The sequence below is a fragment of the Flaviaestuariibacter amylovorans genome, from assembly GCF_039541815.1.
Lineage (GTDB): Bacteria > Bacteroidota > Bacteroidia > Chitinophagales > Chitinophagaceae > Flavisolibacter > Flavisolibacter amylovorans.
Window position 1 is genome coordinate 187,627 of record NZ_BAABGY010000008.1, and the last position, 17,062, is coordinate 204,688.

General features: G+C 50.9%; 11 protein-coding genes. 5 read left to right on the forward strand and 6 right to left on the reverse strand.

Annotated features, from left to right (window positions below; translation table 11 throughout):
* Positions 1 to 21 precede the first annotated feature (21 nt).
* Positions 22 to 5,175 carry a PAS domain S-box protein gene (locus ABD937_RS14535; RefSeq protein ID WP_345256480.1) on the reverse strand — a complete coding sequence of 1,718 codons (5,154 nt, stop codon included), beginning with the start codon at positions 5,173 to 5,175 and terminating at the stop codon, positions 22 to 24.
* A 768-nt stretch (positions 5,176 to 5,943) separates the two neighbouring features.
* Entirely contained in the window at positions 5,944 to 7,797 is a 1,854-nt protein-coding gene (locus ABD937_RS14540; protein WP_345256481.1) for a sensor histidine kinase, read from the reverse strand.
* Positions 7,798 to 8,282: 485 nt separating this feature from the next.
* On the opposite strand from ABD937_RS14540, the gene ABD937_RS14545 reads away from it, so the two are divergent.
* On the forward strand, positions 8,283 to 8,675 hold the full coding sequence (locus ABD937_RS14545) for a response regulator (RefSeq protein WP_345256482.1): 393 nt from the start codon (positions 8,283 to 8,285) through the stop codon (positions 8,673 to 8,675).
* A gap of 377 nt (positions 8,676 to 9,052) precedes the next feature.
* Here the strand turns inward: ABD937_RS14545 and ABD937_RS14550 are convergent, their stop codons facing one another.
* The 3 genes from ABD937_RS14550 to ABD937_RS14560 are packed head-to-tail and all read right to left on the reverse strand — an operon-like array spanning position 9,053 to position 11,446.
* Positions 9,053 to 9,514 (reverse strand): Mov34/MPN/PAD-1 family protein, encoded by a 462-nt coding sequence (locus ABD937_RS14550; protein ID WP_345256483.1) that lies wholly within the window; start codon positions 9,512 to 9,514, stop codon positions 9,053 to 9,055.
* Positions 9,489 to 11,177 (reverse strand): ThiF family adenylyltransferase, encoded by a 1,689-nt coding sequence (locus ABD937_RS14555; protein WP_345256484.1) that lies wholly within the window; start codon positions 11,175 to 11,177, stop codon positions 9,489 to 9,491. Before ABD937_RS14555 ends, ABD937_RS14550 begins: the two co-directional genes overlap by 26 nt.
* Positions 11,174 to 11,446 (reverse strand): DUF2604 domain-containing protein, encoded by a 273-nt coding sequence (locus ABD937_RS14560; protein ID WP_345256485.1) that lies wholly within the window; start codon positions 11,444 to 11,446, stop codon positions 11,174 to 11,176. Before ABD937_RS14560 ends, ABD937_RS14555 begins: the two co-directional genes overlap by 4 nt.
* Before the next feature lie 195 nt (positions 11,447 to 11,641).
* Here ABD937_RS14560 and ABD937_RS14565 point away from each other — a divergent pair, with 195 nt between their 5' ends.
* Positions 11,642 to 12,277: an RNA polymerase sigma factor gene (locus tag ABD937_RS14565; RefSeq protein WP_345256486.1), complete on the forward strand. Its 636-nt coding sequence runs from the start codon at positions 11,642 to 11,644 to the stop codon at positions 12,275 to 12,277.
* Complete coding sequence (locus tag ABD937_RS14570; protein WP_345256487.1) at positions 12,261 to 12,977, forward strand: hypothetical protein; 717 nt, start codon at positions 12,261 to 12,263, stop codon at positions 12,975 to 12,977. Before ABD937_RS14565 ends, ABD937_RS14570 begins: the two co-directional genes overlap by 17 nt.
* Positions 12,978 to 13,014: 37 nt before the next feature.
* On the opposite strand, the gene ABD937_RS14575 is transcribed toward ABD937_RS14570, so the two are convergent.
* A complete protein-coding gene (locus tag ABD937_RS14575) occupies positions 13,015 to 14,154 on the reverse strand; it encodes a hypothetical protein (protein WP_345256488.1) in 1,140 nt (379 codons plus the stop codon).
* A gap of 195 nt (positions 14,155 to 14,349) precedes the next feature.
* Here ABD937_RS14575 and ABD937_RS14580 point away from each other — a divergent pair, with 195 nt between their 5' ends.
* Entirely contained in the window at positions 14,350 to 15,000 is a 651-nt protein-coding gene (locus ABD937_RS14580; RefSeq protein WP_345256489.1) for a type IV toxin-antitoxin system AbiEi family antitoxin domain-containing protein, read from the forward strand.
* Positions 14,997 to 15,848: a nucleotidyl transferase AbiEii/AbiGii toxin family protein gene (locus ABD937_RS14585; protein WP_345256490.1), complete on the forward strand. Its 852-nt coding sequence runs from the start codon at positions 14,997 to 14,999 to the stop codon at positions 15,846 to 15,848. The genes ABD937_RS14580 and ABD937_RS14585 overlap by 4 nt, the downstream gene beginning before the upstream one ends.
* Positions 15,849 to 17,062: the final 1,214 nt, after the last annotated feature.

The window sequence follows — 17,062 nt, forward strand, 5'->3', positions numbered from 1 at the left end:
CAACGAGTCGAAAAATCGGGGTCAATTGAAGATCGGTAGTACGACGTAAAAGGTAGCGCCGACTCCGGGTTTGCCCTCTGCCCGGATCGTTCCGCCGTGGCGCTCCGCAATCTTCCGGCAAAGAGACAGGCCAAGGCCGGTGCCTTCGTATCGATCCTTCGCATGGAGCCGGGTAAAGGTCTGAAAGATCCGCTCGGCAGCTTCCTGCGCAAATCCGATCCCGTTATCCTGTACCATCACTTCGGTAAATCGCTTTCCGGCGGAGTTCGAACCCGATGATTCGGTTTGTTGGACCGTTGATTCCTGCGAATGCACCCGGATCCGGAGTGCGCGGTCTTCCTTTGCGAATTTCAGCGCATTGTTGACCAGGTTGTAAAACAGCTGGTAAATCAGGATGGGTACCCCTTCCACAGTGGGCAGGCTGCCAACTTCGATTGATGCGCCCTTTTCGGCAATGACGATCTCCAGGTCCGATTGAATAGTGTCCAACACATCTCTGAGGGAGACTTCCTCCTTTGTTTGCTGCAACGCGTCCAAAGATGAATACAGCAGCACTCCGTCGATCATATCGTACATCCGGTCAGCCCCTTTTTCAATACGGCTTAGGTAAGAACGTCCCTTTTCCGGCAACAAGCTTCCAAACTCGTCTTTCAAGCGGCTGCTGAAGGTTCTTATTTTGCGTACCGGTTCTTTCAGGTCGTGGGAAGCTACGTGCGCGAATTGTTGCAGGTCTTCGTTAGACCTCTGCAACTGCCGGTTCCGATCGTCCAGCTCACGATTTAACACCGAAAGTTGTTCCGTGGCCTCTTTTTCTTTGGTCATATTCAGTGAGGTAGCGGTAAGGCCATCACCCATCTTTGCCAGCGAAACGTAGTACCAGGTCGTCCCATTGCCTGCCCGTTCGTACCTGGTTTCGTATTGCACTACCTGGCCTGTTTCCACACAGCTCACAAAACGCGCAAACTCGCCGGATGAGAAAATGTGCGGGAACACTTCCCGACAGGTCTTACCCACCAGATTGCCCGTCGGCTGCCCCCTGTCATCGATGATGTCGCTGTTTACATAAGTAAGGCGGAAGTCGCTGATCCGGCCATCAGCCTCGCGGACAGCCTCGAAGGTAGTGATAGTCGTTTGCGCCGAGTTGAGTACCGACTGCAGGAAGGCCTTCGATTGGGACAACTCCAAGGTTCGTTCCAGCACCAGTTCCTCAAGCTGGTCCGACAGCAGCTTTTGTTCATGTATATTGGTATTCGTGCCGATCCAGCGGCCGACCGCGCCCTTTTCATCCAGGATGGGTACTGCTCTCGTAAGAAACCACTGGTAGTCGCCGCCTGCGCTGCGCAAGGGGAATGTGAGTTCCCAGGGTTCGCCTTTTTTCCAGGCTTCTCTCACAAAGGTCAGCACGCGTTCGATATGGTCGGGATGGTGAACTTTTTCCCAGCCCCAGCCCTGCATCTCGTCGTAATCGGTGCCGGTGTAGTCGTACCATCGCTGGTTATACCAATAGATCCAGCCTTCTCCATCAGCGATCCAGGCCAGGTTGTGGATGTTGTCGCCAAAACTGCGGAACAGGTCTTCGCTCGCCTTCAGCGCCTCCTCCGATTTTTTTCGCTCCGTGATATCGAATCCGAAGCCAAGAATGCCCAGGAACGACCCGTCCGGCAGGAAGCGCGGGATACCCCGCCACAAGATCCAGTGGTATTCGCCATCGCCGCCGCGTTGCTGCATCTCATACTGGTAGGCCGTATGCGTCGCAAAGGCGTGGTTGTAAATATCGAAGCTGCGCTGCAGGTCGTCGGGGTGGGTAATGGTGGCCCAACCCTGGCCAAGCGCCTCGTCCTTGGGTAGGCCGGTGAACCGTATCCACGTGTCGTTAATGTATTCGATCCGGGCATCTGCATTCGCCAGGAAAATAAAGGCCGGCGCCTCGTCGGCGAGCGACCGGAAGCGGCTTTCGCTTTCCCGCAGCGCTATTTCCGCCTTTTTCTGCTCGGTAATATCCAATACAAAGCTGACGCCTTGCCGGTTCGCGGTGTCTTCAAACGCCGTGTTCGCCAGGAGCACGTCCACCACCCCGCCAGTTTTACGGAAATACTGTTTTTCAAAGGGAGCGCTTTTCCCGGAAGCCAGCAGTTCGGCGATGCTCTCGTCGTCTTTCTGTTTCCATTCCTCCGGGGTGATCTTTTGCCAATGCAGGCCGCCCGCCAGTTCGTCGCGGGTGTAGCCGATCATATTCAAGAAAGCATCGTTCGCGTCGGTGATACCCTTGTCCATGTCCCAGAACAGCACGCCCGCAATGTTGGATTCCAGAATCCGGCGATATCGCTTTTCGCTTTCCTCCAGCTTTTGTTTCGCCTTTACTGCTCCTGTGACGTCGATCGCGGTATTCAAAATGGCGTATACCTTGCCTTCGCTGTCGAAAAGCGGCTTGTATGTAAAATCAAAATAATAACGGTTCAACGCCCCGTTGATCGCTAGTTCAGCGGGGGTCTGAACCGCGTCGAACCGCTCACCGCTCGTAAACACTTCGTCCAGGATCTTGAGGAATGGTTGTCCGGCCAGTTCCGGCAGCGCGTCTGCCAAAGGCTTTCCGATAACGGATGCGTCTTTTCCCCAATAGCGAAGCATGATGTCGTTGGCCAGTTCCACCCGGAGGTCCCGGCCCATCATCAGGCAGGTGGCAACCGGCGATTCCTCGATGAGTGAGCGGAATCGGGCTTCGCTTGATTCGACCGCCTGGCGTGCTTTAACCGACTCCGTGACATCCTGTAAAATCGCCATGACCCCCAGCGTTTCGTTACCGTCCCCACGGTAGGGCTGATACACAACGTGCAGAAAACCCTCGAACGTCTTTCCGTGGGTTACTACTGAATAGGGACTTTCAAACAGTTCGAGCGGCTCGCCTGTGCGGTACACACCTTCCAGAAGGGGCCGGTAGTAAGCTTCGGCATCGGGGATGAGGGTGAAAAGCGGCTTGCCGCGTAATTCCTCCGGTTTCAACCCGATGAGACGTCCAAATGCCTCGTTAACGATCTCTACATTCATCTCGGGTCCGGTGAGTACAATGATGGCGGCGCTGGTATCGCGTACCAGGTTCTGGAAGCGGGCTTCGCTGGCCCGCAGCACTTCAAGCGCTTTTCTTTGCTCGGTTATTTCCTCAGCTACTACCGAGACCGCGATGATCTCACCTCCCGCATTGTGCACCGGATGCCAGCTTTCTGTCCAGATGCGCTGCTCACCGGGTTTGGCCTTGGTTTCGCCTTTGATTTCAATATCGATTAGTGGTTCCCCGGTTTCGAAAATGCTGCGCAGCAGGGGCGCAGCCTGCGCCGCAAGGTCGGGAACAACTTCAAAAATGCTCCGGCCGACATGTTCCGCTGCGGGCACCCCGTTGATTTCAGCGAGGCGCTCATTAACGCGGATAAAAAGCAGGTCGCGGTTAATAAGGCACAGCCCGACCGGAGCGGTCCGGTACACGGTATCCAGCTCATCGAACCGGCTCGTGAGCAATAACTCGAGGTTCTTCTGTTCGGTTATATCGGCGGCGATGCCCAGAATTTTCAGGGGCTTTCCGGCCTCGTTGCGCTCAAACACCCGACACCGGTCGCAGATCCAGATCATTCGGCCGTGCCGGTGGCGGACCTGGCACTCCAGGTTGTACAAACCGTTCTGCCCGTCCGCTGCAAGCTCCGACAAGTGGCGCTGAACGGCTCTACCCGCCTCGGGGGCAAGGACCGAATGCAGGAAGTGGCTTCCCAACGCAAGCGCTTCTTCGCGGGTATACCCCACGATCTGCTCTACCTGAGGAGAGATAAAGGTGAAGACTTTCCGTTCGATGTCATAGATGTAGGTGAGCGCGGGATTGGCCAGGAGAATGCTCTCCGTAAACTGCACCTGCTGCCGTAGCGCCTCTTCGGCTGCTTTGCTGCTGGTAAAGTCCTGGACGGTGCCGCTCAGCCGGACGACGTTGCCGGCGGAGTCGCGGTAGGCCCGGCCGATTGCTTTTACGACGAAGCACGCTCCGTTTTCCGGGTGAACGACCCGGTACTCGCAATCGTAATACCCATTGTTTTCGAAGGCCAGCGCTGCCTCTATGGCGGCGATTACGTGCTGCCGGTCGTCGGGGTGAATATTCCTGATGGCATGCGCCAGGTTCACGTCTTCTTCATCGGGGAGCGCGAACAGGGCACGTGTCCGGGCATTACATTTGAAGGTCTTGCGAACGGGATCGAGGTTCCAATATCCCAGATTGGCTGCCTGTATGGCTACCTGCATTTCTTCTTCGGCGATGCTAAGCTGCTTTTTGCCGAGTACCTGGTCGGTTACATCAATGGCCAGGATAACTACGCCGCTGATTTCACCATTCGGTTCGGTGTAGGGCGTGTATTCGAAATTGAAATAACGGAGTTCTTCGATATCATTTACGCGAGCAAATACCGCCGGGTACTCATATCCTTTATAGGGCTGGCCGGTACGGAGCACACCGCGGATGAGATCGGGAAATGTCTGATGTCGAAACTCGGGCTTTACCTCCAGGAAGGGACGTCCAATAACGGAGCGGTCGGTTTGCCAAAGCGCAAGCGTTGCACTGTTGGCTTCCTCTATAATGAGCTCTTCCCCTTTGAAGATCATGATTGGCCCTTTAGCGCTTTCCACGATATTGCGGTAGCGGGTGCTGTCAGCGGTCATTTCGCTGAAAAGCGCCAGAACACCGCGAGGCAGGCCTGCTTCATCGCGGACGGGCGTATAGTCCGCCTTCTTGTACGTATTTTCCAGCCCGCCATTGCGCCGGAGGGTGGGGAGCAGCTCTTGTTGCGATATTGCCTTTCCGTCTTCCATCACTTGCATGACAAACGGCGCGATGCTTTGCCAGAGCTCTGGAAAGTTTTTTTCGACGTCGTTTCCCGGAAGCGCAGGCCCGCCGCTGTTTCCTCCAAACGCCAGATGGAACGCGTCGTTGTAAAAAGCGATCCGGCCGGGGCCCCAGATCAGAAGCATCGGGAAGCATGCATCCAAAAGAGTTGCGAGTGTTAGTTTTAGGACGGTCGGCCAGGAGTCAGGCGTCTGTAGGGTGGAATGGCGCCAATCGTGTTCACGGAGCAAAGCGCGCATGACGCCGCTTCCGTTCAAAAAGTAGTGATCAGACTGGCTGGTAGTTGGCTTTTTCGGGGGCATGTGCGGCGGCAAGAAAAGAAGGGGTAAGTTACTAAAATAAGTGTATTCCGTTAACCGGATTTTACCCGAAAAGTTTCAAAGGGTGATCCCGCTTGGAAGTTGACGGCACTTGGTATGATATCATGAAAGTTGGGTCGGACATTTTTTGGTTTTTATTTGGAACATTGCTAGCATTAGTCGCCGGATTCGTTGCGGTATCCTTAGAACCTCGATCCAGTGGCTGCGACGGACTCTGCTCGAAGAAGGATTCCGAAGGGCATGCCTATAAGCACCGGCATTTGTTTTCAGCCGGATCAGCGGCTTCAGCAGAAGGTTTTAAGGCCTTTTTGCATTCGGGAAGTCGTTTCCTCTCTGATCCGTCTTAATGTATGAAGCGCGATCGAATTGCCGGCGCTTTTTTATATTTTCAAGCAGCTGCTTGGGAAGCGGCCGGGTTAATCCATTTCCGCGCTTTCTTGCAGTTAGTTAAAGGGACGACTCCGGCTTCTTCCGGAGCTTCCTTTTACTGGCATAGGACAAGAGAAGCTGCTTTGCTCCGCCTACTTGAAGAAAACCCTCTTCGAGAAAAGGTTTGCCTAATAGTCGAAAGAATGAGGGGAATAAAGGGTGACCGAGAGGTCCGCAATTCCAAGAAACTAATGAAATCACTTCCTAAGCACCATATACTCCCTTAGCTCTTTAGCAAATTATATATTCAATTTGCTGGCTCGCTTCGCTAATCATTCCTAATCCCTTGTAGGAGCTCCGGTGAGAATGTAAAAGTAACATTTAATCATCGGCTTTAATAGTGTCCTTGGCTAACGGGATGTTTAGGGTTGCATGGAGCCGGCAACCGGCACCGGGCGCGGAATGGATGTCAAGATTGCCCTGGTAGAACTGCACCCGGTTGCGGATGTTCCGGAAGCCCAGGCCCTGGTAGGATCTGGCTGGATCGAATCCTTTTCCGTTGTCACTGATTGTCAGGTGTACAAGGCCCTCGCTACAGGACAAGCGAATCTCTGCCCCGGAAGCATTGGCGTGCTTGAGTATGTTGTTCACCCCCTCCTGCACAAGCCTGAACACCGCGATCCGATCCTGCTCCTGGAACCGCGCATCGGCGGGTATCAGGTTCGTATAGCTGATGGTAATCTTCCCGGTGCTGTTGACCTGTTCCACCAACTGCTCGATCGCCTCGGAAAGTCCGAGGTCCATCAGGACAGAAGGATTCAGGCCATGGCTGATTTTGCGGATCTCGTTGATGATCTGCTGCACGCTCAAATAGCATTTCTCCAGGAAACGCGGGGCGACGTCCTTGTTGTCGATTGCGTACTCGAGCATCAGCTTACAGGACGCAAGCATCTGGTTTACGTTGTCGTGCAGTTCTACGGATAGGCTGCGCCGTTCCTGTTCCTGCGTATCGATCACCGAGCGGACCATTTCCCACTTGATGCGCTGCTCCTGCTCGATCAGGCGGCGCTGCGCATTTCTTTGTGCGGTCACATCCTGCATAGCGCCGATGACGCGCACTGCCCGGCCGTCTTTATAGAGAATAAAGGCCTTATCCACCACGTGCCGGTAAACACCGCCCGCATCGCGGAAGCGGTATTCGAATGCCCAGTTTGTCTTCGTGGAACTCCGGAGTGCGGAAAAGACTTCCGCCTTGTACTTTGCAATGTCCTCGGGGTGGATGTTCGCAAGCCGGCGGCGCAGCGATATCACCCTTTCTGTATGTCCGAAAATATGTTCAAAGCTGCTTCCCCGGTGAATCTTATGATTCAGGACATCCCAGTCGTAGATGGCGTCTGAAGTCGCCTCATTCACATAGTGGAACTGCTCCAGGCTTTTCTCCAGGCTTTGCTGGAGTTGCATCTGCTCGGTTAAATCTATGGCCCACCCCGCTACTGCCCGTCGGCCGTCCAGTTGAATGGGGAATTTGTATATTTTCAGCACTTGCTCCGCACCGCCTGCTGTGATGCCTTTCTCGATCGTTTCGATTGGCTCGCCAGCGCGCAGCACCTTGAGATTATTGCGGTAATAGTCCACGGCAAGCTGGTCCGGGAAGAGGTCATAAACGCTCTTTCCGATGTCTTCCTTTGTAAAGCCATAGGTCGCCAGGTAGCTGGCGTTCATATAGCTCATCACCCCGTTTTCATCAGTAATCCAGCCGACGATGGGAGAGTTCTCCATGAAGCTTTCAAACATCTGATTGGATCGCTCCAGCCGCAGCTCCATCTCTTTCTTTTCTGTTGCGTCCCTGGCGATGCAGTACATGATAGAGTCATCTGCGTTCCAAGTCGCCGACCATACGATCGGAACCAGGGTTCCGTCCTTTCTGATATAGCGGTTTTCGAAATTGGTGACATTGGTTCCCGACATGATGGCTTCGGCCACGGCTGTCGTCTTGGGGTGATCGGCGGGAAATACGAGGTCCATGTATCGTCTGCCGATAAGTTCCGCAGGTGCGTATTGCCATACGTTCAGCGCGGCCGCGCTGACCTCGATGAAACGGCCTTCTGCATCGATTGAGCAAATGACGTCAAGCGAATAATCGATCAGCTTTTGAAGTGCATGCAGGCGTTTTGCCTCAGCAGTTGGAGTGGGAAACGCTGTAGTTTTCATTTGGCGGATATCAGTCAGTTTCAAAACCGGGGTTCGCAGGCAAATCGGTTGAAAGATTGGACGTGGTCGTCCTATAAAAATATAAAAAACCTGCGGGGCAATTATTTAGCCAATCAGTAAAATGTTCTTTTTAGGTAATAATGCTTACTACATTACAAAGTTCGATTCTTACTGTGTCTGACTGTTGCCAGTTTCGCACTATTGTGTTTTTCATATGCGCACTATTGCCGACAATTGGTAACTCCCTTCGCTAGTCCCCAGTATTTTCGGAGAACGAGTTATGTCGCTCCATCAAAGGCATAAAATTATACTGCCGAAAATTTCGGGTCGTCCATAGGGAATATCGTTTATCCTTTTTATCGGTCAGGTTCAAACACCTTAACTTTACCCATCCTCTAAGCACACAGATGTACATGAGACGCCCGGACTAAGGTCCGGGTTTTTTCTTATTTTTCTGACTTCGGAGCTTTCGTGCCACCCTTTTTTATCGATTTAATCGTAGGTAGGGTATGAAGCAGATTATTTATCTTGATGATGACCCAAATGATATCGAAGCCCTTTCCCTTGTGTTTTCGGAAAGAGATGACTATGACTTAGTTTGTTTCGGGAATGTTGATCCTCTTTTCGAGCACATACGGCAGAACGGGGAGAAGGTCCGCTTAATCATTCTGGATCAAAATATGCCGGAGATGAGCGGAATTGATGTTTTAAAGGAGATACGGGGCAGATTTCCGGCTCTTCGCATCCCCGCGATCCTCTTCTCGACTGGTCTATCTCCGGAGAATGCGGATCATGCGTCTGAGCTCGAAGGAGTAGCAATTGAAAAACCCGCCACGATCAATGACCTAAGGCGCACTGTCGTTGTGATGATTCGCTTTTGCGAGGATCACACTTCCGATTAGAAACGAAAGATTAGCGCTTTCTACCTTCCTTGAGACCGGAATCACGCAATTGGTTTAGGTGACCATTCCAGCATTTGCTGAACTTTCTTTTTTATTGACCGGGCCTTGTCCATAAAGAGCAGACTGATTAAGAAGCCGCCAAAATGGCACACTGCCTTCATGCTGGTGGGCTCGATGAATATACCTAGCTATCCTCACTTGCTCGTAAAAATCTTGGGAGATTCCCTACCCGAATGCACTACAGCACTCGACACGTTTTGCTTCAGGATAAAATCCAAAAGCAAATCATTTTTCGTGAAATTAGGACGGGAATTACTTCATCGAAAAAGCTCGCATCCTCGGTCCGACGAATCGTTTTTACAGGTGTTGAGCTGAGGCTATAATTTATAGAACCGCCTATCGTTCGCATATTTAAGAATCGCTATATGCTGATCGTTAAAACGCTGTTTAGAGAAGTTAACTGCTCCTATTATTGTAAGAAGTGCGAATTGTTCTGAAGATTCAGCTATCTCATAAAGTGAGTTGTAGTCAACATCACTTGGTTCTGGGTGTATTTGTGGATGTGTGTGCCATTCTCCTAGATACACGAGCCGGCCGTCTGAATTCGCATGTGCCATATCGATAAACATGTCGATATAGTTCGGATCTGCACGAAAATAGATCGATTCGTGCGTTGCATTTGGCCCTGGCCCACTGGCTTCGGCAACGTGAAGTATTCCGGCTTCCCAATAGCCCATAAGTACACCTCCGGTTTCGACCGTTCCAAATAATGCTACCTGATCGGTGAAAGTGTCAATAGCTTTCTCAGAGAATTTAATGCCGTGGATTGCAGAGCTCACAATCTGAATGTTTTTCAAGTTTAATGAATTCCCATGTGAATGGGGGCCTGCCGTCGGTACCCCACGGGCCATGCCAGTAGAATTGATCGCCCATTCTCGGAGCATAGGATGATTGCGTGTCCTCCAAAAGCAACTGTAAGGAGATACGGCTAACTTGAAGGGCGATTTCTTTCGTATCCACTTCTGAACCCGGAACTGCCGGCGCAGAGCATCCTCCATATTCAGGTCCAAGTTCCGAATAGGTGCGATCTAGTGTGGGTGCGGGTAATACATCCGCGCCATGTTTGGTGAGACAGCGAAGACATGCCGTTTTGCCGTATTGAACCACCTGCACCGCCCCGGATAGGCCGCCAGCTGATACTCTTGCGAAAACAAATGCGTACTTATATCTTGGGACAAAAGTGTCATTAATGTGGTAATCGACGCTTTCTTCAGCTGTCAACACCAGGCAAAGATCACTTGCTTCCAGACATTGCTCTAAAAGTCCGGCATCGTCCAGGACGTCGAGGTTAGGAAATTCAGCGACCGTAATGTTTGGGTTGGATCGTAGAATGAGTTGACGCGCAACGGCTGTTTTGGACTCGCCGATATAGTAAAGGTCGGCAGCGTGGCGAACGGAGTTTCCAATCTCAAAGGTGTCATTGTCGAAAAGATTGAAGTGACCGACGCCATTACGTGCAAGGGATCGCGCGACCTCACTACCGATCGCTCCTAGTCCAATAATCGTAACTCGTTTTTGAGCCAGCACCTGGTCATCAAAAATATCCTTGGTGCGATGATAGAGCTCGTTTTCGACTATTCTGGTGATGAGGTAGTTAGGCTGGCCCGCAAACCCTTGGCCATTGACGACAGTAAACTTGAAGAAGTGCCAGGGATTGGGATCGTCCGGCAAGTAAAAGCCGATGTTGGGTTGCGCCAGCAGCGCCTGCGGTTCTTCTCCGAAATTGGCTTTAAGTAGGTTCAATACCGCTTGTATCGAGAAATCACCGGGAAACAGACTGGCAAACGTTTGTCCCGGACCGAATGCGTACCACTTGAAGACCTCCTTATTGATTTTTAATGGGAAGGGGTTGATAGGCAGGATATTTTCTTCCAGGATGTAAAAGTTCGGTTTAAACTGCGTAAAGATGATCGACCCAGTTCGGGCATTAGGGGGTACCTGAAACGATCGTCCCATAAGGATCTGCCCGCTATGGGCGAGCATTGACGGAATTTCTTCAACGATTTCCTCTTTTGGAAACCCTTCGGCAGAGCTTGCCCGCACCAGCCATCGCTGAGCCCGACGCAGGAGAGAGCCAATGTTGTCTTGGTGTGGAGTCCATTGTTCCTTAGGCATCAGGCACATCATCCCATTGTTGTACTGGTTGCCTTTCCGGAAAAACTTTGCTTGTTGAATGATGGCACCATTGTCATCATCCAACAATGGGAAGATACTGGGTAGCCGGTATGGGTACTTGAATGGGAAAATTATCAGAATAGCCTGCCGCTGTCCTTCATTTCCAAACCGAAGCCAGCCTGTAGCTGTGATCCGGCCGTCGGCTGCCGGCTCAAGGAGCTCAACTAACTCAAAATCCCCTCCAAGTCCGCCGCGAAGCAGATTGGTTTCAGCTTGGTATAAATTTTCAAACGCGGGTGCCTTATGCCAGTGTAGAGTTTCCATCATGCAAATCCTTTATCCCGGTCCGGTTTCGATGCTTTTTTGAAATAACGGAGTGTTTCGCCGTTGCGGATTGACGTCGTGTCTATCATTAAATTGAGATCGGTGAGCGGCGTTCCGTCTTCCCGCTTCAACTCGCGGCCACCGGGCGTTATATTTAAATGCTCCAGTGTCTTGTTAACGATCACCTGTAGTTTTTGATTCGGATTGTATTCTTCCGTGTACACACGGTCTCCCTCAATCAAAACCTTGATTTCCAGTTTGTCTTTCTTCATAGTTCTCTTTGTTTAATATTTATTTGTTTAGTTTAAACATTTCTGATTGCTCCTTTCGTGGAGTAACATGCCCGATAAGTTTTTTCAATGACGCGCCATTGGATGCGCGGAGAATATATTACCTTGGGTGCACCTGAACATACCACGAAGCGTGACATCGGAAAATGTCACGCTTCGTGGTACAAAAACTGAAATTTGCTTACCAAAGTCCAGTTACAACTGCTAACAGACATTGAACTCGCGGCTGCGCTATGCGCATCCGAAGAGGACAGTGTGCTTTATGAGGAATTCGTTCGGCGCTTCCGGAAGGAGCTTGACGAGTATTGCAAACGAAAGTGCGCTCTTTCAAAGCTGGACAAACACATTGGGACCCAGATCTGCCATGATGCCCTTGAGCGCTTCAGACGCTTCAAGACTTTTCAACCGGATAAAATCAATGCGGAAACGGGGCGTGATGGGATCCTGGTCTTTTTGTTCAAGATTGCAACAAATCTCTTTCGGTCCTACTGGCGCAGGGAGAAGGGGCTTCAACAGGAGGAACAGCACAAAACTTACTTTGACGACATTGTCACCTTGATCCAATCGACTGATGGGCCTGCCGATCTTCAGTGGAAAAGAGACACAGCGCTTCGGATACTAAAGTTGCTGTCGCCAAAAGAGCGCGCGGTCGTGCTTACCGACCTAGAGTATAAAAAGCACACGAAGTACCTGCCTGACGAGATTGTGGATCGGTTGTCGGAAGAGTTAGGAATTAAGAAGGCCACAATCAGAAAAATCAGGGAGCGGGCAATCGAAAAAATTAAACAAGCAATTCATGAAATCAACCAATAATGAAAGAAAGACTTTCTCGATGGCTGATTTCGAGAAAGGATTAATGCTGGCCGGCTTGGTGGCACCCAGCACCGTGGAGGAATTGAACGAGATCAGGGTTTTGGATAAGTATGAGAAGGAGCTCAAAAAGGAAAAGAAGAATACTTATTTCAAGAGAGTAGTCCTGGCGGCGGAAATCGCCAATGAACTCCATGCAGAGCCTACCTTGGGACGGATCAAGTTTCAGAAATTGGTATACCTGTGCGAGCATGCGGCCGAAATGGGACTTCATCAGAGGTATTTGAAGTTGACTGCAGGGCCTTTCGATAATAAATTCATGCACACCATTGAAGGCGAGTTTCAGCGAAATGAGTGGTTTCGGGTGGACAAGATCACTGAGCGCGGTATTACCCGGTCGAAGTATGTTCCTTTAGCCAATATCAATGGTTACAAGGAATACTATGCGCGGTATTTTGAAGATCGGCAACATTCAATTCGATATGTGATTGACCTGTTTCGCAAGCAGAAGTCAACATTTACGGAAATAGCAGCTACCCTTTTTGCTTGCTTTGTTAACCTTAAAAATGCCAATCATCCGATCGTGATATCGAAGCTTCTGGAAGAATTCTATAAGTGGTCGGAAAGAAAAACTCAGTTTAAAGAGGATGAGGTTGTATCTGTGTGGAACTGGATGCTTGAAAAAGGTCTGGTAGCGGTTTGATGATTTTGCATGTCGTTTGGGAGAGAAGTGAGATGGTCTACCAGTTATAAAGGAACTTATTGGGCGGCAGCTCGAGTAGATTTTGATCCACTTCAGCCAATAGTTCATCGGCAGCTTCGACAAATGGGTCGTACCAATCTGCTTTTTTCTTTGCCCAGGCAATCCATTCCTGTTGTTCATCACTTAATGGAAGCCCATTGGCAGCACGATTCTCGAACTCCTGAATATAGTTTCTTAGCGTGACCGCTTTGTTCCATCGTTCGGATCGATGCAGAAGCCTTTTAAAATTGGCCAGGTCCACTTTCCGGCGCTGCTCCAATTCGTGTTGCAATCGTTGGCGCTCTTTTCGCTCGACTTCTGCTTTTTCTTCTGCTGCCTTCCGGATGGCTCTTTCCACGGCAGATTGCTCGAGGTCTATAATCACTTTTGCGATTTGCTCTTCGAGTCGCAGACTTCCGTCTTTGTATTCACGCCCATAACGACCGGACACCTGAAGCGCCAGCAAGCCCGAAGGACGAAACTCCTGCTTTTTCCAGTGGCCGTTGTCAACCAGCTCGCGCCGCATCTTTTCCCGAAGCGCGAGGTCAAATTCATGGCCGGCGACGATTGCACATGTGTTACCATCCTTCACAGCAACCTGGTGGCCGCGTGCTCTAAGTGCCTTAATGAGTGTGTCCATAAAAAGGAGGGACCTCCCGATGTTACCCTTGGTTACCCGAATATCCAAAGTTTCTTTGCCAGATGAGATCATGCCGATGAATGTATAACTGTCGGGCTTGGCAGTCGCGAGCATTGCCTTGGCAGCAATAATCAAAGGGTCGGGCTTTGTAAGCTTTTCTGGGACGCGTAGCGGTAGGGAATTGTCGATTTCTAGTTGGCGAAATTTTGCCTTTCGCGAGGATGGTTCCCTTCGGTTGGGAGCCGCTTCAGTTTCACTACGAAGCTGCAGTTTTACCCGCTCGGTTCCTGCGTAATGACCTTGCAGCGGCGGAGGTTTGACTTTTCTCCCGTGCTGCACTTTTGCCCAATGGCCGGCCGGCGGCACCGGGACCTCTAATCGGCGGCACATCTTTCGAAGTCCGACATCAGATATCCGGTATCTCTTTGAGAGTGAAAGCATCGATTCGCTCCATATCAGTTCGTATAGTTCTTTTCGGGTTAACGTGATTTGTTCCATAGCATCGCTTTTTTCACACATAAATTAGGCGAATTATGCTTTCCTGATTGGGCTGATCAGATCCAATCTGGCGGTCTATGATGTTAAATTAGATATACATAGTCGGAAAAAATCCGATTAAATAAGCGAATTTGTGCACTGTTGTGCTAAATTTGTAATATATAATCGGAAATAATCCGATTTGAAGCTGTGAATATGACAATGGACTTCCATTTTATAGAGTCAATCAGACCTTATGCAGAGGAGCCGCTAACACGACAAATTGTGCTGCAACTGCTAAAAGACTACCGGCGCCCAAACGACAAGATCCATGAGCTGCTTAAGCGGGGTGAACTGCTTCAGGTAAAGCGCGGTATTTATATACCAGGACCTAAAGTACCCGTCGCGCAACCGGCCGGTGTGTTATTGGCTAACCATCTTCGGGGACCTTCCTACGTTTCACAGGAAACGGCGCTTGCGCACTGGGGCCTGATCCCCGAACGCGTTTACGAAATCAGCTCAGTAACGCTGAAAAGCGCCAAAAGCTATAAGACGCCTGTAGGCCGGTTTAGCTATGCGCATGCAGCGCTTCCGTACTACGCTTTTGGAATCCGACGGGTTCAGCTGACGCCCCGGCAGGCTGTACTCATGGCGTCTCCGGAGAAAGCTCTTTGCGACAAAATCATCCTGACCAGCGGCGTCATTCTGCGCAGTGTCCGGCAAGCCACCGACTTTCTTATGGAAGATCTTCGGATCGACGAAGAACAGTTGCGCACCCTGCAGCACTCCGAGATTCATTCCTGGATCCCAGACGCCCCCAAAAGTTCAAGTCTGACCATGCTTCTTAAAACCCTCGAACAATTATGATCAAAGAATGGATTAATGAATACAACCCGAAAGGGAAGGACGAGGCTGAAGCTGCACTCCGCGAGATCATGCAGGAAGTGGCGTTGGCCGGTTTGCAGCGCAGTGGCTTTTTTGAGGTGGCCGCATTCTACGGCGGAACGGCCCTGCGGATCTTCCATGGGTTGGATCGCTTCTCGGAGGACCTGGATTTTTCCTTGCTGCAGCGCGATGAAGCCTTTTCACTGGAGCCCTACCTCGCCGGTATCGTAACCGAGTTCGAAGCCTTGGGTATGCAGGTGAGCGTCCGGGAAAAAAAGAAGAAAGTAGCCACGGGTGTCGATTCCGCTTTCCTGAAGTCGGAAACGGTTTGGAAAGAGCTGACCCTGGATGGGGCGATTCCACAATTGGGACTGACCGTGCCCCCTGCTTTGAAGATAAAGCTGGAAGTGGACCGGGAGCCTCCGCTTGGCTTTTCCACGGAGGAACTCCTTCTGATCCGGCCTTTCTCGTTTTATGTGAAGTGCTTCACCCTGCCCGACCTGTTCGCTGGGAAGATGCATGCCCTGCTCTTTCGCAAATGGGGGACGCGGGTCAAAGGCCGCGACTGGTACGACCTCGAGTGGTATGTCAAAAGAGCCGTCCCGCTGCACCTGGAGCATTTCCGGCTCCGGGCCGCAGATAGCGGAGACTGGACCGAAGACACGATTTCCGAGGGGCAGTTCCGTGACCTATTAACGGAGCGCATTGAATCGGTCTCATTTGCGTCCATCCGCGAGGATGTCATTCGGTTTATTCCGGATGCAACAAGATTGGAAATCTGGTCGCCGCAGTATTTCAAGGACCTTGCTAAACGACTAAAAATCCAGTAATCGAGGGTAGACTAAGAAATAGCTGTCAGAAAGTCCCCTGCGATTGTATTGGCGTGATCGGGAAGATTAGCCAGACGGCTGTTATTTTGCCCGATCAGATCAGTCAAGTCTGCCGGGAAGAGCTCCAGTTGCATTTTTGTGCTCCGCCCGATCCCTCAATGCCGGTTTCCCGGTCGCCATCGGGAAATACGCTGCGGCAATCTTGCAAATTACCGATGTTGTTTGTTTTGCAGGCGGAGGCTGCAGGACACCGGGATCCAGGTCCGGAAAACCGAAATACTGTCGGATATACGGTCGCAGCGAACGAAGTCAATACCGGTAGCTTGTCGCCGAGATTAGCTTCATTTTTGCAGGAACCGGCTATCAGGACAAGGGAATCGATCATCATCTCGGACCGGCATCATTGAATAATGAATCAACCACCAAATGAGTTCACGGACAACGCCCGAAAAGCCGATCGTTTCCCGGGCTTGATACAGAGGCTTGACACATCCCCGATCGGGTTCATTTGCACCAACCTAATTCATTGGGAAATTGATAACCAGGTATCGGGACAATCGGGTTCAAACGCCCAATGATTGAGAAACGAAACACCGAGTCAAACGGATTCTTTCGGGAGCGTGACGGACCCGATGTCCGGTGTTAAACACCCATTTCCCGATGATATGTGATTCGCCGCGGTATTTATCAGTACGGCGTTATGGTCGATTCAGTGACTTCCCGGTGCTTAATCTCACCATCCGGGCGAAAGTGCGAGGTGATTAGGTGTCGGATGTCCCTGTCGTTCAGCCTTGAGCTTCAAATTTCCCCGAAAGAAATTGATGTCTTCCCGATTAATACTTGGGAATTTCCCGATAATTAGTGATGAATAAAAATGGAAGCTGGAACAGTTGGGAATGTGCTAATTTTCAATTGTTATTGAAAGTTCAGGCGAGAAAAGTGGAATTATTAAGGCTTGGTGGAAAATAAACGTTTTTGGCGTATAAGCTCAAAATTATCGTTTTGTCATCACGGGGCTTGTTGCATTTGGAGTAAACTTTTAAAGCGAGGCACTACCTGATCATCGCCCTCGCGAATAATGAGTTGTCGGAACGTCCTTGTGCATTGGGCGAGCCTTGCAAGTGCGATCATCAAGCGTAACCGGTAATTTTTGATTAACTTTTGAGTTCGGGAGCGTAGACGCGGCCGGACTTGCCTTGGTCGACCTCTCGTAC